Source organism: Bradyrhizobium sp. 132 (assembly GCF_023074185.1).
Taxonomy (GTDB): Bacteria; Pseudomonadota; Alphaproteobacteria; order Rhizobiales; family Xanthobacteraceae; genus Bradyrhizobium.
The window spans coordinates 1-12941 of the sequence record NZ_JADPKY010000171.1; the positions used below are offsets into that span (position 1 = coordinate 1).

At 57.7% G+C, this 12941-nt stretch carries 10 protein-coding genes; 7 read left to right on the plus strand and 3 right to left on the minus strand.

Annotated features, from left to right (window positions below):
- Positions 1-829: 829 nt before the first annotated feature.
- The 7 genes from IVA74_RS37960 (at position 830) to tnpB (ending at position 7672) form a co-directional block, all read left to right on the plus strand.
- A complete protein-coding gene (locus tag IVA74_RS37960) occupies positions 830-1741 on the plus strand; it encodes a TauD/TfdA family dioxygenase (protein WP_247352899.1) in 912 nt (303 codons plus the stop codon).
- A 486-nt stretch (positions 1742-2227) separates the two neighbouring features.
- Complete coding sequence (locus IVA74_RS37965; protein ID WP_247352901.1) at positions 2228-2488, plus strand: hypothetical protein; 261 nt, start codon at positions 2228-2230, stop codon at positions 2486-2488.
- A 1077-nt stretch (positions 2489-3565) separates the two neighbouring features.
- Positions 3566-3964, plus strand: coding sequence for a hypothetical protein (locus IVA74_RS37970; protein WP_247352903.1), 399 nt, complete (start codon positions 3566-3568; stop codon positions 3962-3964).
- Positions 3965-6030: 2066 nt separating this feature from the next.
- Positions 6031-6216: a hypothetical protein gene (locus tag IVA74_RS37975; protein ID WP_247352905.1), complete on the plus strand. Its 186-nt coding sequence runs from the start codon at positions 6031-6033 to the stop codon at positions 6214-6216.
- A 441-nt stretch (positions 6217-6657) separates the two neighbouring features.
- The gene (locus IVA74_RS37980; protein ID WP_247352930.1) at positions 6658-6924 is read left to right on the plus strand and encodes an IS110 family transposase; all 267 of its coding nucleotides are present in this window, start codon (positions 6658-6660) and stop codon (positions 6922-6924) included.
- 38 nt (positions 6925-6962) lie between these two features.
- Positions 6963-7340, plus strand: coding sequence for a transposase (locus tag IVA74_RS37985; RefSeq protein ID WP_247352906.1), 378 nt, complete (start codon positions 6963-6965; stop codon positions 7338-7340).
- Between the two features lie 50 nt (positions 7341-7390).
- Complete coding sequence (tnpB, locus tag IVA74_RS37990) at positions 7391-7672, plus strand: IS66 family insertion sequence element accessory protein TnpB (protein ID WP_247352908.1); 282 nt, start codon at positions 7391-7393, stop codon at positions 7670-7672.
- Between the two features lie 264 nt (positions 7673-7936).
- On the opposite strand, the gene IVA74_RS37995 is transcribed toward tnpB, so the two are convergent.
- The 3 genes from IVA74_RS37995 to IVA74_RS38005 all read right to left on the minus strand — a co-directional run bounded on the left by IVA74_RS37995 (position 7937) and on the right by IVA74_RS38005 (position 12884).
- The gene (locus IVA74_RS37995) at positions 7937-9637 is read right to left on the minus strand and encodes an MFS transporter (protein WP_247352910.1); all 1701 of its coding nucleotides are present in this window, start codon (positions 9635-9637) and stop codon (positions 7937-7939) included.
- Between the two features lie 814 nt (positions 9638-10451).
- Positions 10452-10928 (minus strand): Lrp/AsnC family transcriptional regulator, encoded by a 477-nt coding sequence (locus IVA74_RS38000; protein WP_247352912.1) that lies wholly within the window; start codon positions 10926-10928, stop codon positions 10452-10454.
- A gap of 708 nt (positions 10929-11636) precedes the next feature.
- A complete protein-coding gene (locus IVA74_RS38005; RefSeq protein WP_247352914.1) occupies positions 11637-12884 on the minus strand; it encodes a D-amino acid dehydrogenase in 1248 nt (415 codons plus the stop codon).
- Between the last annotated feature and the right edge of the window lie 57 nt (positions 12885-12941).

The window sequence follows — 12941 nt, forward strand, 5'->3', positions numbered from 1 at the left end:
ATAATCTGTTCTTCCGTAAACCTGGCTCGCTTCATCTGTCCGTCCTTCAGAAGGCCGGACTCTAACTTCAACCGGAGGAAATCGGCAGGGGCAGGTCACGATGTTTCTCGTGTTTGGAAAGCGGATCCCGCAAAACGGGTGATATAGCCCGTGTTAAACCGCGGCGGGAACTGCTAAAGCATAGGAGGTATCGATCTCTCGCTTCGCGAGCAGTCGGCACCTGCTCCATCTGAGACAGACGGGTGAAACAGCCGCACACATTGAAACTACGGCGAAAATCGTGCCCTAACGTGGAAAGTGCGCGTGAAGGTATCCACAATCGAAGGTGTAATAACTTTAATCGCGCCGATTGGTCAAGACCACGAGCTATCCATCTCGTCCTGACCACCGCGATCCTACCTATTACGATGCGTCAGAAATCGTCTTCCTAAAAATAGCTCGGTGCTTGGCTCGCCGACAAAATGAACATTTCTCATCGTCGAAAAGAAAGCTGGTTTCGTTTCATGGACTAGACATCGATTGACCGTATGATTGAGATGTAAGAGCGAGGTGATTAATCATGCTGCAGGTCAACCTCGGCAGTGTTGCCGGCCTTTTCCGTCGTCTGATCGGAGACGATGCGAGAGTGGCCCTGATCGCCGCAGAGCGGGGCACATGATGATGGTGGTGCGTGCCGACGACCCGGCGTGGCTCTTTGTGGCGGATGCTGGAGCACATTGCGGCCGAGTAGGATCCGCCAACAAACCGATTTCCTTGGCCTCCCTCAGTAGTCTCGCGACGAAATATCGCGCAGCTTTGTTTTAGGCATCACGATAGTGAGAGCATGATCATGAGCAACGTGACGACCATGGATAATGTCATTCCGCGATCGGACATCGTCAAGTCCGCGGCCCGGCTTGGTGCCGAGATCAAGAACATTAGGCTATCGGACGGATTGTCCGACGAGGTCATCTGCGCCATTAGCCAGTTTCTTCTCGAGCACAAAGTCATCTTCTTCCGTGATCAGGGACATCTCGATGATGCCGAACAGCAGCGCTTTGCCGTCCGCCTCGGCTCTCTGATCCCGCGTACCAAAAAGGGAACATTGCCCCCGGACATGGCGCCGGGCCGGGGCAGCGGTCGTGCCGACCGGATGCACATGGATCTCAGCTTCGGTGAGTCATGTCCGAAAATCTCGGTACTGCGCGGTGTCGTGATCCCGCCTGATGCCGATGACACTATTTGGTCAAACACTGCGGCTGCATATCGGGATCTTCCCGAGCCGCTGCGAATGCTGGCCGACAACCTCTGGGCGGTGCACTGCAGCGCCTTTGATTGCACCGTGACCAGGCACGCCATCGAGATGGACACGCAGCAATTCGATAATGTCTTCACCGGAACAATCTGCGAAACCGCGTGTCCGGTTGTTCGCCTCCATCCCGAGACGGGTGAGCGCTTGCTCGTGCTCGGACATTCTGTACAAAGCTTCGTTGGCCTAGAAAAATATGCCAGCCAGAAGCTGTTCGACCGGCTTCAGTCCTACCTCACGGCGCGGGAAAATACCGTGAGCTGGAGCTGGAAGTCGGGCGACGTCGTAATCTGGGATAACCTGGCGGCCGAGCGTCGCTCCCTCAAGGAATCCAGCGATCGAGATCGCGTGGTGAGCCGCATCGCCATCGATAGCGATGGGCCGCTGAGTATCGGTAGTCCTTGCAGCGTGGCGCGCACCAGGTCAAAGCCGCAGGCCGCCAACGCTGCCTAGTTGGGCCTGATCTGATATGACGCGACAGACGGAAGTGATTTGAAGGTGCGTCGCAAGACGGCATCCTGTCTGGCAATAAGCTACAGCGCCGAGCTCGTCGATGCGAACTGCCGGCGCGGCATTCTGATGCAGGGCATGCGTTGCCTCGATCCTGCTCCATCCTCGAGAACGACCTGGATCGCGCCTGTTCGACGAGCATTCTGAACACCACCCCTGCGCTACGGCGGAGATAAGTAACTAGGGCGATTTTCACTGAAGCCAATGAGTGCTGGATGCTCACCATCCCACCCACCAAGCCGTAACGAGCTCGGCTTAAACGGCATGGCCAACTCCCTCGAGGAACAGTGACGAATATCTGATCTCAAAGCATTGCCGTTCGAAGATCGCATCGACGACTGCTGGTCGACCGAAAGGCCGCGGAGCGCATAGTTTACCAAGCCCGCCCAAGCAGGGGCAATGTTGAAGACAAAGGATTCGGAATTCGAAATGAAGCAGACGTTTCGGACAAGTGCGTCAAGTGAATCGTTGAGCCGTGACGGGCGTCTTCTCGCATTTGGGCCTCTTTCGACCTCTCCATTATCTCGCCATCTGCATAAAAACGGCCAAGTTCTCGTGGATTGTGACAGTTCGATCGCAAAATTTGTATCCATGTGCCCGTTTAAGCCGATGAAAGCAGATCATCCCCCAATGGACGTCTCGCGCCACCTGCTCGAAATTTCCATTGATCGCACTTTTGGCGGGCCGTAATGAAGCCGCCGGGAAAGCAAGCTCAAAGTAAGATTTCGGAGTGGCACAGCGGCGACGTAGCCGCTGATCAACGCCCTCATCAGAGGGCGAGGTCCGGGCTGGCCAATCCGCGCGTACATGCTGGACTTGGCTCGGGATCGTCCTTCTCGTTCGCTCAAATCCTGCCTTACGTCGGGAAAGATCGCTGGATTACTGCGACCTTGGGCGGGTGATCGCAGGCTTCCTACCGCTTCTTCCGATTACAGGAGGGGACATTGCAAATGAAGCCGGTGATCGCCTGCAAATGTTTGGAATTGCGGCGTGTGGCTCGCATAACCGGTCAATTCTCGCCGAAGCTGTAACTGGCTCAGCGGATGCCAAGAAAGGTAAAGGATGCCTGGAATTCAGGAAATGCGGGCGGTCACCGCCCCAACGACCCGGGGCACGGTCCGGGTGGGTACCGCCGGGCCCGCCGGACGGTGTTCCACCGGGGCCCCCCAACGGCGTCCCCCCGGGTCCCGTCGATCCTCCGGTCCCCCCAACACGTAGGGTAGGCTGTGATTCAGCCGATAAGTGAAGCGCCGCGGGACCGGCTCCGTATGAGCGCCAGCATGACGGCCCGACGGGCGCCGCCACAACCAACTCGCCGCGGCGCGCCTTCTCGTAGCGGGCCGAGAGCGAGCGCTGGCGCAACAAATCCAGCTCGTACAACGTGAGCAGGCGCCGCGCAGCCAACGATCTGCTTGCGATCCATCCAGCGTGCAGCGGAAGGCGACATCGCCAGCCTTGTCGACGGCCCCATGAACGCAAACACGGCAACCAAACCAAGGATGATATCGATAAAGAACCACGCGAAGAGCGGTCCTGTGGGCGTTCTCAAACCTCGTTGTACAACAGCATCCGCCGTCATTCGACGATCGGGTACGTCAGTCCAGTTGAGTTCGAGCCCAAGGTGGGATTAGCTTAACCGGGTGTCCAGCAAACCGGCAGCAGCTCAATCCTGCTCCTCGTTCCGTTGGTCGGGTCAGGGAGGCGGCTCCGAACTTCGGCTTGATCGATCCGGTGTTCCTGCCGCCGTTCTCGTAGGTGATGACCGGGTTGTACGACGACGTCTCGGCGAGCGTGCTGCGTGCCTTGAGCGGATTTCTGATGTCGGTCGCCTTGATCGCCCCGCTTGGCCTAGGCGTCGGATGGTGCGCCCGGCTCGGAAATCTCCTGAATCAGTTCACCGAGATCTGCCAGAACACCGCATCGCTCGCGGTGCTGCCTGTCTTCATCCTGTTTCTGGACATTCGCGAACTCTCAAGATCACGATGTGATGTATATATATACAGCCGCGCTTGGTCGCTCCTGCTCAACACGATCGCGGCGGTGAAGCAGGTCGAGCCGCTCCGGATCACGTCGGCGCGGACGATGCGCGGCGACAGGCTCTTTGTCGGGCGGCGAACTTGTCCTGTGGACAATAAGAACATCCGACCACGCAGCCCGTGGTCGTAGTTATTTCCAAGACCTTGCCGTCGGGAATCACAGAACAAGGCAGATCCTGTGAACTCATCGGGTGTGATTTATTCATTCTCAGAGTTCTCCCACACGTCGGGAACTTACAACAGCCCGACCGAGGACCGCGAACCTTGCCTCGTATAAGGGCTTACTCAGGGCGCCCCGGCAATCACCAGCCAACGCAGGATGAGTGTGCAAGGCTGAACCCATCGATCGGGATGAGCGGTTTACTGCCGTAGCCGCACTCAACAAACCCGCCAAAAGCATCGCGGCAACCGGGCCCATATCAAGGCAGAGCAGCAGAAAACCTCGCACGTCGTCATCGACCGACAGTCCCTCCCTCGCGAACGGCGCCAGTGTCCCCATGCCGAAGCCAGCGACAAAGAAGCGAGACACATCGCAAGCCGGGTGGCAGGCCGATTGGCAGACCTCGTTTAGGATCAGATCCCCCGAGGAAACCGTCCGCGTGCAGGGCTAGGTACTTGCGCTGCACTTTGCACTGCCAAGGTGTGCATTTACGGTGTAGGGCGATCGAAACGGAAGGTCCACCTACTAAGAATGAGGGTTCCCAAGTCACTGCACATCGGCTCTTGATCTCTCAATTTGCAGGCATTGATCCTCTCCACTGGGCCATAGCATTCGGGCCGTTCTACCTGCCTATCAGGCCGTGGTTACTGCGCCGGCTCTGCTCGTCCGCAAGGAATCGCTCTGACCTCGCCCAGCGCTGAGCCAGTAGATCAGCATGCCGATCACGTTTCAGACTCTGACGCAGATGAGCGTTGTCTCTGGCAGGCTCAACCCGCGTAAGCGCAGCCAATGATCGTCAGGGTACGCCGGCAACGAAGGGCTTCTGCATCGAATAGGCGCGATAGTTCTGACACGCTGGAGTGCAGGCGGCAATGGAGGCAATCAGTGTGCCAGCATTTTGCGGGACCCGCTGATTTGATCCGTCTCGGCACCAGGCCTGCAACAAGGACGGTAAGCGTCGAATGAACTTGCATTGATCTGCAGTCAAGCTCGCTCAGGATAGGGCAAGCGGGAAGGCGGACAAACTCAACACGCTACGTTGCTCACGATCGAGATGTTGAGAACTTTCCGCTGCATGCGAGGCCGCCGGTCGCGAGAGCGCGATCCAGACGGGCCACGCACTCGTGAACGTTCGCCGCCTCATGGGCCATGGCCGCTTCGATGGCGTCGAGACAGCGCGCGTGATGGGCCGACTCTATTCGGCGGCACGGCTTTACGTCAACTTCTTCCAGCGAAGGGGCTAAAGTGATCAAGCGCTATCATCCCCCGTCGACGCCCTATGAGCGTGCATTGGCGCATCCAAGGTGACTGCGGCCGCGAAGAAACGGCTGCGCAATCAGTATCGCTCGCTCAATCCGGTTGGGCTATTGGCCGAGATTCGTGCAACTCAGGACGAACTCGGCAATCGCGTCGATCGCCGTGCCGGACAGGACCGCAGCGACCTTCGCGAAGAGGCTCGGCAAGACGGCGACGGTCGGCGAGCCGCGTGCCACGCACCGGCGCACCCATCGGCCCTATAAGACGAGGGTTCGCATGCGTCCAAGCTTGATCGCCATATCGCTGTGATTGAGGGTTGGCTGGCCAAGCAACCGCAGCTGACTGCGCTCGCGATTGTCTGCCGGCTGAGCGAAAAATACGCCGAGGAGTTTGGGACGAGATAGCATTCGATCGTGCAGCGTCTGCTGAGGCGAGCTCAGACGGAAGGCTGCCGAACAGCTGGTTGCTCGGGGCCCACTCGACGACGCCACGACCGCAGCCCCATTGCCCGGGGTTGTGGACGGCTCGGGCTATGCAGGGCCGACCCGCCCACAGCCCCTCTTGTCGAACAAGCCGGGAAAGCCACTTGGCGCGGCCGATCAATCGATCAATCGGCATCGGATCGTCATCGGCAATGGCGCGATCAGGGTAACATCTGCAGATGAGGCAATACGGGGGGCAAATTTTGCAAACGATGACGTAATTGCGATCGGCGCTCGTGAGCCAGGGAGCTCCCGCTATCGTAGAGCTCTCCCAATCAACCGATTCGGAGCGCTACCATGAAGCAATACGTCGGGTTGGATGTCTCACAAAAGGAAACTTCAGTCTGCGTAATCGACGAAAGTGGGCGAATAACGTTCGAAGGCAAGGCCAAATCCGAACCTTGTGCATTGACCGAGCTACTTCGCAAACGTGCGCCAAATGCCGAGCGTATCGGTTTTGAGACTGGAGCGATGACGAGCTGACTTTGGCACGAGCTCCGACGCCTTGATCTTCCTGTCTTCTGTGTCAATGCCCGCCACGCACATGCCGTACTCTCGAGCCGCTTGAATAAAAGCGATCAAAATGACGCCCGAGGACTAGCCGAGCTGGTTAGGGCCGGCTGGTACCGAGAAGTGAAGGTCAAGAGCGAAGAGAGCTAAAGGACCCGGGCCGTTCGGTGGCGCGCCTGGTCGGAATTCGAAGGGATATCGAAAACCAGGTCCGCAGCATCCTCAAAGAGTACGGCCTGCTGTTCTCAAGAGCTATAGGCCTTCAATTTCGGAAGCAGGTCAACGACTTGTCGGGTGATAATCACCACCTGCGTTCCTCTCTTGCTGCTCCATGATCAGGTCTGCGCGCAGCAAAGCAGATTTGACGAAGAGATTCGCCGGCTCGCAAACGCGGATGAAACGACGCGGCGCCTGATGACGGTCCCGGGCGTGGGCGTCGTAACCGCCCTGGCGTTCAGGCACACGGTCGACGATCCTTCACGCCTTCGATGTGCGTCGGCCGTTGGGGCTTATCTGGGGCTTACGCCTCGACGCAACCATTCCGGCAAGATCGATCAGAACGGCAGAATCTCACGCTGGAGCGATCGACTGCTGCGAACCTATCTCTGCGAAGCCGCAACTGTCCGTATCGCTCCGCTGAGTGCCGCCTTGTTTGACGGACGCGAACGCTGCAGGTTCTAGGGGTAATCCTAGGAGAAGCTGACGATTTCGAGGCGGAGGTGATCACATCGGTCGAGCGGCGGCGCCGGTGGTCGCAGGATGAGAAGGAGCGGCTGGTTGCAGCATCGCTTGAGCCCGGAGCCAATGTTTCCGAGGTGGCTCGCGTGGCCGGGCTTCATGTGAGCCAGCTGTTCAGGTGGCGCAAGGAGCTTTGCAAGCACGCTGAAGCGAGTGTAGCGCCGTTCGTGCCGGTCGAGATTGGGCCGTCTGTGCCGCGGCGGGAGGTGGCCGAAGCGCCATTGACGACGGCGGTGCGTCGACGGAAGGGCCAGGGCATCATCGAAATCGATCTTGGTACCAGGCACCGCATCCGGGTCGATGGCGACGTTGATGGAGACGCGCTACGTCGCGTTCTCGATGCTTTGGTCCGCCGATGATCCCGGTTCCGACGGGCGCGCGAGTGTGGCTCGCGACGGGCTAAACGGACATGCGCCGAGGCTTTCCGTCGTTGGCACTCCAAGTGCAGGAGGTGCTGCGCAAGGACCCGCTCAGCGGTCATTTGTTCGTCTTCCGCGGTCGCCGAAGCGATCTTGTGAAGGTGATCTGGCACGATGGCCAAGGAGCATGCCTGTTCACCAAAAGACTCGAGAGAGGAAGGTTGATCTGGCCATCGGTTGCCGGTGAATCGGTAACGATCTCGCCCGCGCAGTTGAGCTACCTGTTGTCCGGAATCGATTGGCGCAACCCTCAAGAAACCCAGCGTATTTAGCAGATCGGGTTTGATATCCGTCCTCCGTTTCCTCCTATCCTGCAACATCTTGTGACGAAGCGGAAGTTCGTTTGCCACAAGCGCCACTTGCTCCATATGCTGGGCCGGCTAAGCGAGGCGCGGCTGAGTACACTCGGCGTGCCGATGAAGCGGGGTTCGACGGAAGGAGGAGGTACTTGCAGCAGATGCCGTCATCGGAACCGCTCTCGGTCCAGTGCGGCAGCTCTGGACTGCTGTCAAAGAGCCTGCGCGATGCTCCATCCGTCACATCAGGTTTTGACAGTTACTACGTTCGATTCCGGTTATAATCACCGAGCAAGGACTCGTTGGCGTACGGTCGGGTACATCGTCCTTCCACCGAACGGAGCCAAAGGGGCGCTCTAGCATGCGCCGGATACGCACGGGCTCTGGACCGACGTGAAAGGACGCCGCTTGACGATCTAGCGCGCGTTCTGAATGCGTCGAGCGGTTGCGTTGACGTAGATAATCAAGCCACGTCGGGCAATGGTAGCGCTCTGTCCACAGTTCAGGATCAGCGATATCGCGAGCAATCGACCAGCCATACGCACCATTCCGCTTTCGGAACAGCTGCACATCTTGCATCACGTTGTGAAAGGCCCGCGCATTCTCTTGTGCCACGCGGTATTCGATTTCAATCACAACCGGTCCACTGCGATGGGTTAGCGCAAGCCGAACATCAGGATGCGCGAGCGCTTCAGCATCCTCGCTTCGCAGGTTTATGCGAGGCATACGGAGCCAGAGCCCCAATAGTGGAGAAATTAACATCAGCACTGCTGATATCAAAAGCGCCGTCTCGACACCGGCAGCATCGGTCAAACGACCCCAGCCCCAGCTACCGACAGCAATGCCTCCTGAGCTTGCTGCTTGGTAGGCTGCGAGCGAGCGTCCCGCAACCCAGCGCGGCGCCGACAGCTGCACGCCAATGTTGAAGAGGGCCCAGGAGATCATCCATACGGCCCCCGTAAGGACAAGAGCGGCCGATGTTAGAATCAGCTCGTGGCTCAACGCCACTGCGAGGAGCGCCCCACCCATTGACAGTGCGCAGGCGCGAATTGCTGCTTCACCGCTCAGGCGCTTCCGTACTTGGGGTACATATAGCGCTCCAATTACCGCGCCAAGTCCGAACGCGCTGAGAGCTATCCCATAGATCTGTGCACCGCCTCCAAGGAGATCACGGGCGATCAGCGGCATTAGCGCGATGATGGCACCTCCGATCACGCCGGTGATCATGGAACGAATCAGCACAATTTTGATCGAGGGCGAGTTAGCGATGTAGCGGATCCCAGAAACGATGGCGCGGTTTAGTTTTTCGGGGGGAAGATATGACGGTTCGGAAATTCGCTTCCACAAGAACAGTGCAACAAGCAATGGCAGATATAGCAATGCATTTAGGGTAAACGAAGCTACTGCGCCGGCTGTCGCAACCACCATCCCGCCGATCGCCGGTCCCACGCTGCGCGCGATGTTGTAGCTAATACTGTTCAGCGCGACCGCAGCTGGAAGTGCTTCCGCCGGCACTTGCTCGCTAACTGAGGATTGCCAGGCAGGATCCATCAGAGCCACGCCGCTGCCGATTACGAAACACAGTATCAGCAACAAGTCTGGCGTGACCAGCCCGAGCCAGGTAAGTGTCGTCAGCGCGGTCGCACCAGCTAGCGACATGCCGAGCGCGACAAGCATCACGATCCGCCGATCATACATGTCCGCAATTGCGCCTGCAGGCATCGAAATCAGCATAACCGGTAGCAAAAACGCGGTCTGGACGAGTGCAACTTTGTCCGCCGACGTTGTCATCTGAGTCATCGCCCACGCTGCGCCAACGCTCCGGATCAGGGCGCCCAGGTTCGTAAGCAGACTTGCGAGCCAGATGCGCCGAAAGGTGAGGTGGCGGAATGGCGCGGTGATACCTTCAGTGCTAATCGTTCGAGGCTTGGAAGGAGTCATCTAGCTTGCTGCCTTACCCCGGATGGTTCGAAGAATGAGGGTGACGACGGGGTGGTGGCAAACCGGCGGGCCCGGTCATTCGATTTGTGCTGCTTAGATGTATGAGAAACCTGAAAAGAGTCAGCTTCACTCCAAGAGTTCAGCCTCGCCCGATCCTGACGAGTGAACCTTGCTCTTGGCCTGCAACTGCGCGCTTCAACGACACGGCTCATTTCCTAATCACTCCCTGCAAAATGCCCCCAGCGAAGGCCAGATGTCACTCAACTGAGCCAGAGGTGTTATCCTTTTGGTCATATATTGATCCCAAAAGTTGATTTCCCGCGACAGACTCGGCCGAGCGAGCCGCGGCGTCATTGGCGCCGCAGCTGAAGCGCAGCCGATCTTCTTAGATCTGTTCTATTTTTCGCCAGCGTAAGGGTTAGCATCGATGTGAACGCATATAGACGGAGCCATACTTTGAAACTGCCTGGAAATTCCATCGCGCGTAGCCGCATAGAGCACATTATCGCCGGAAACTTGCAGCGTTTTACTTGCACCGAGCGACAAAAAAGGGCGCTATCGAGCTGTGCTGGCCAAGCCGCCGCCTCTCGTCGGTGAGCGTTTGCAAGTTCATCGACAGGTCATTCAGCTCGCTCGCGCCACGAAGCGCCCCCCGATGACCAGTTGGTGTTGCTAGCCTGGAGGGGACGCCACTCAGTCGAAAGTTGCGCACCAATGCGCGAAGACCTGGGCTCGTTTCGTAGCCGGTACCGCGAGACCTTGCCCAACATGGTGATGGAGCAGGTAAGCCGGATCTGGTGGTGAGACACTCTCTTCAATCCTCGGACGGAGCCTCAATTGGAATAGCAAATCCGGCTTTTACCCGATCCATGACCACCATGGTCTTGAACCCCTTGATATCGGGGTTTTCACGAAAAAATCGCCGCGTGAACAGCTCATAGTCGTCCATGGTGCGTGCGGTTATGTATAGGACAAAGTCAGCATCGCCTGTAACGTAAAACCCATTGACGACTTCAACGGATGATTTGATCGCCTTTTTGAATCTGTCGATTATGTCCGAGCGCTCCCGCTCCAATGTCACCAGCACAAGCATCTGAATAGGTCTTCCAACCGCCTTGGCCGAAACAATCGAAACGTCCGCCTCGATGATGCCGTCCGAGCGAAGCCTCTTTAGCCTGCGTTGACAGGCGGTAGCCGAAAGCCCGGCCAGTTCGCCGATCGTCTCGGATGTAAGACGGTTATTCTTTTGCACGATCTCCAGGATGCGAGCGTCGATTCGGTCGTATCGCATAACAGGCTCCACGCTAAAGATGATATTCTGCAAAGGTGCGGCGTCCTCCGCAGAAAAACATCTTCCGTCAGGGAAATCTCGTCGAAAAACATCTTTGCGACATCAGTATCGTCGATTTAACGGCAATTACAAGAAATATGCTGCATGGCTTTCAAAATGCGCTTCGAAACGCCCTTCGTCCCGGGACGCAGACGTCACGACGATGAGCGTCAGCTGGGCGAACAGCAGTTGGTGTCGCTCCGCAGCGCTTGGGAGTCGAGAAGATGTTGAGCTTAGCGATGCATCTCAGTTTCTGAGACGAAGAGTCGTTGGATCGGGTTGGTTTTACGCTCGGGTGAGCGGCGCGGAACGGCTTTGGTGCGCCTGATCCGGGCCGCGCAAAGGTGGCTTCCTGCCCTTAATTGCGACGGTACTTCACGGTGTGTACGGCGTGCGACCTGCTAAGCAACGAACATCGCTCATGACCCCACTTGGTCGGCGTCAATTCGGGAACAGTAGCAACAACAGAGTCATACGAAAGGCTTTCGGAAGGAACGGTGCCAAGTGGTTCACACGGGTTTTACCTGAATAATGAATTGCGGGAAGCAAGTCGCCCGGCACTGAAGGTCGTATCACCGAGAGCGACTGCAAAATCCGCTTGGCGCTTTCAAGCGACATGCTCCCGCCCCGATATCGGCGGGAGCATGGACCAGAACCCACTCAACAGGATCAGGGCACGGATGCGCTCAGCCGAGTGTTGCTGCCGTCTGTCGTAATGACATCAGCGATCATTTCAGCTGTAACAGCGGATAATGTCCAGCCGAGATGACCATGGCCGGTGTTGTAGAACACATTCGCGCGTTTGCCTCGGCCAACCCTCGGCATCATGCTAGGTGTCATAGGACGCAAGCCCGCCCATGGCACCACCTGCGCGGTGCACACATCCGGAAACGATCGCTCTACCCAGCGTACCAGGGGCTTAATTCGGTCCCAGCGGATGTCGCGGTTTTCGCCATTAAACTCGGCGGTCCCCGCGACCCGGAACCGATCTTCTCCTAACCGGCTGGTCACGATTTTGGTAGCCTCGTCGAGCAGGCTGACACGAGGCGCAGCCTTTTGGCTCGTTTCGTCTCGCAGCTCTACCGTGATGGAGTACCCCTTGACGGGATAAATGTTTATGTTGTCCCCCAGCATTGAAGCAATGCGGCGGCTGCCGACTCCAGCGCAGACCACTGCGCGTTCGGCATTGATTTCTTCCTTCAGCGAACCTCGTTTCCAGTGTACGACCACACCGTCTCGGTCGGACCGCATGCCGCAGATCTCTGCATCAAAGACGAAGCGTACGCCCCCTCGCTCGCAAGCCGCAGCGAGGCCGCGCGTGAACTTGTGAATGTCGCCGGTTGCGTCAGACGGGGTAAAGAAGCCACCATAATACTGATCGCGCAGAGCTGGCTCTATTGTAAGCATTTCAGAGGGCGTCACGGGACGGCGATCCAATCCGCCCTTGAGCAGCAACTGATTCACGCGAGAGGCCGCATCGAAGTCGGGCTTGCTCGAATAAACGTGCAAAATGCCTCGCTGCTCCAAGTCGAAATCGATGCTCTCCCGATCGGCTAGCTCAAAAAGATGCCTGCGAGCGGCTATTGCCAGCTTCGTCGTTTCGATCGTGTTGTGGCGGTAGTTTCGAATCTGGCTTACGAACTCTGCCAGCCAACTATATTTGTGAAAACTGGGGCTTGGGTTCAGCAACAATGGTGCGTCTTTGCGCAGCATCCACCTCAAGCCTTTTACGATCGTTGCGACGTTATTCCAGACCTCGGCATTGCTTGCCGATAATTGGCCGCCGTTCGCAAACGAAGTGTCCATCGCCGGATAGCGCTGGCGATCAAAGACTGTAACCGAATAGCCGCGGCGGGCCAGGGCATAGGCAGTTGTAACTCCGGTAATACCGGACCCGATTATGATGATCGTGCTCATCGTGTGCTCCAAGACAGGATTAAATGAACGGTGAAATGGCTTTCGCCACGTCTCCGT

What these genes read in the sequence shown, in the direction of transcription:
- IVA74_RS37960 (WP_247352899.1), top strand. Translation starts at nt 830, where the DNA reads ATGAGCAACGTGACGACCATGGATAATGTCATTCCGCGATCGGACATC.
- IVA74_RS37965 (WP_247352901.1), top strand. Translation starts at nt 2,228, where the DNA reads ATGAAGCAGACGTTTCGGACAAGTGCGTCAAGTGAATCGTTGAGCCGT.
- IVA74_RS37975 (WP_247352905.1), top strand. Translation starts at nt 6,031, where the DNA reads ATGAAGCAATACGTCGGGTTGGATGTCTCACAAAAGGAAACTTCAGTC.
- IVA74_RS37980 (WP_247352930.1), top strand. Translation starts at nt 6,658, where the DNA reads ATGACGGTCCCGGGCGTGGGCGTCGTAACCGCCCTGGCGTTCAGGCAC.
- tnpB (WP_247352908.1), top strand. Translation starts at nt 7,391, where the DNA reads ATGCGCCGAGGCTTTCCGTCGTTGGCACTCCAAGTGCAGGAGGTGCTG.
- IVA74_RS37995 (WP_247352910.1), bottom strand. Translation starts at nt 9,637, where the DNA reads ATGACTCCTTCCAAGCCTCGAACGATTAGCACTGAAGGTATCACCGCG.
- IVA74_RS38000 (WP_247352912.1), bottom strand. Translation starts at nt 10,928, where the DNA reads ATGCGATACGACCGAATCGACGCTCGCATCCTGGAGATCGTGCAAAAG.
- IVA74_RS38005 (WP_247352914.1), bottom strand. Translation starts at nt 12,884, where the DNA reads ATGAGCACGATCATCATAATCGGGTCCGGTATTACCGGAGTTACAACT.